At 73.2% G+C, this 1,720-nt stretch carries 2 protein-coding genes; one reads left to right on the forward strand and one right to left on the reverse strand.

The genetic code is table 11. From position 1 onward, the window contains the following. The first annotated feature begins 42 nt into the window (after nucleotides 1-42). On the forward strand, nucleotides 43-588 hold the full coding sequence (locus EST54_RS33770; RefSeq protein ID WP_129251471.1) for an NADPH-dependent FMN reductase: 546 nt from the start codon (nucleotides 43-45) through the stop codon (nucleotides 586-588). 66 nt (nucleotides 589-654) lie between these two features. Here the strand turns inward: EST54_RS33770 and EST54_RS33775 are convergent, their stop codons facing one another. Next, complete coding sequence (locus EST54_RS33775) at nucleotides 655-1,530, reverse strand: amidohydrolase family protein (RefSeq protein WP_129251472.1); 876 nt, start codon at nucleotides 1,528-1,530, stop codon at nucleotides 655-657. Between the last annotated feature and the right edge of the window lie 190 nt (nucleotides 1,531-1,720).

Genomic DNA, 1,720 nt, shown 5'->3' on the forward strand with positions numbered 1-1,720 from the left:
TCCCCGGCCCGCTCCCCTCCCCGCGCCGCGTACCGTCGCACCATGAGACTCCTCGCCCTCTCCGGCAGTCTGCGGGCACGCTCCTCCAACGGCGCGGTGCTGCGCTCCGCTCTCGCCCTCTGGGACGGCCCGACCGCCCTCGCGGACATCGGCGCGCTCCCGCACTTCAATCCCGACCTGGACGGCGAGGACGCCACACCCCCCGCCCCCGTCGCCGCCCTCCGCGCCGCGGTCGCCGCCGCCGACGCCCTGCTCCTCGTCAGCCCCGAGTACGCACACGGCGTCCCCGGCGTCCTCAAGAACGCCCTCGACTGGCTGGTCAGCAGCGGCGAATGCGTCAACAAGCCCACCGCGGTGGTCACCGCCTCCCCGTCCCCCACCGGCGGCGACCACGCCAACGCCCAGCTCCGCGAGACCCTGCACATGATGACCGGCGAGGTCGTGACGGCGGCGTGCCGTGAACTCCCGGCCATCGGCCCGAAGATCGACCCGGCCACCGAACGCGTGGCGGACGAGGAGACCCTCGCCGATCTGGGCGCGGCCATGACCCACCTGGCCGCGGCCGTCACCGCCCCGCTCGCTCCCTGACCCCGCCCCGGAACGCCCGGCAGCCCCCGCACGCACCGCACCGCAGCGCTCGCCGACCCGCCCCGCTCACACGCCGAACAACCGCGCCGCGTTCCCGTAACAGACCCCCCGCAGCCACTCCTCGCCCAGCTCCAGCCGGGTGAGTGCCTCCAGCGCATGCGCGTACCCATAGGGGATGTTGGGGAAGTCGCTGCCGAACAGCACCCGTTCGCCGAGGTCCTTCAGCCGGCCGCGCTCGTCCCGTGGGAACGGCGCGGCCCGCTCGGAGAAGTCGGTGAAGGCCATCGTCGTATCGAGGTGCACACCGGGATAGCGCTGTGCAAGGTCCAGGAAGTCGGCGTACTCCGGCATCCCCATATGGGCGATGATCAACCGCAGCCGGGGATGGCGGGCCAGCAGCCGCGCGATCGGGTCGGGCCCGGTGTGCTTGCCGGGAGCCGGCCCCGAGCCGCAGTGGATGACCACCGGCACACCTGCCTCCGCGAGCGCACCCCACACCGGTTCGAGCCGCGCGTCGGCCGGGTCGTACCCGCCCACCTGCACGTGCGCCTTGAAGACCCGTGCCCCGCCCGCGAGTTCGGCGCCCACGTACCGGGCTGCACCGTCCTCCGGAAAGAACGTCGCGGTCCGCAGACAGCCGGGCGTACGGGCCGCGAAGTCGGCCGCCCAGCCGTTGAGCCACTGCGCCATCCCCGGCTTGTGCGGATAGATCATCGAGGTGAAGGCCCGCACCCCGAAGCCGCGCAGCACCGCCAGGCGCTCGTCCTCCTCGAAGCGGTAGGCGATCGGCCATGCCCTGCCCACCAGCGGCCCGGCCGCGTCGAAGTACGCCCAGACCTTCGCCATCACCCGCTCGGGCATGAAGTGCGTATGCACATCGATCAGCCCCGGCAGCCCCAACTCCCGCCAGAAGGCGCCGACCCGCTCATCACCGTCCGCCACGCCGGTCTCCTCCCCTTACGCTTGCCGCCCCTACGGACTCCCGCCCGACGCGGCTCCCGACCACGCCACAGACAGCCCACGGGCAGCCCACGGGCAGCCCCCTCAGCCGGACAGGACACTCCCCACCGGGCCCCGGAACAATCCCCATCCGCCACTTTCCACCCCCGGCCGACACTGACCACCCCGGCCC

The organism is Streptomyces sioyaensis, assembly GCF_004122735.1.
Lineage (GTDB): Bacteria > Actinomycetota > Actinomycetes > Streptomycetales > Streptomycetaceae > Streptomyces > Streptomyces sioyaensis.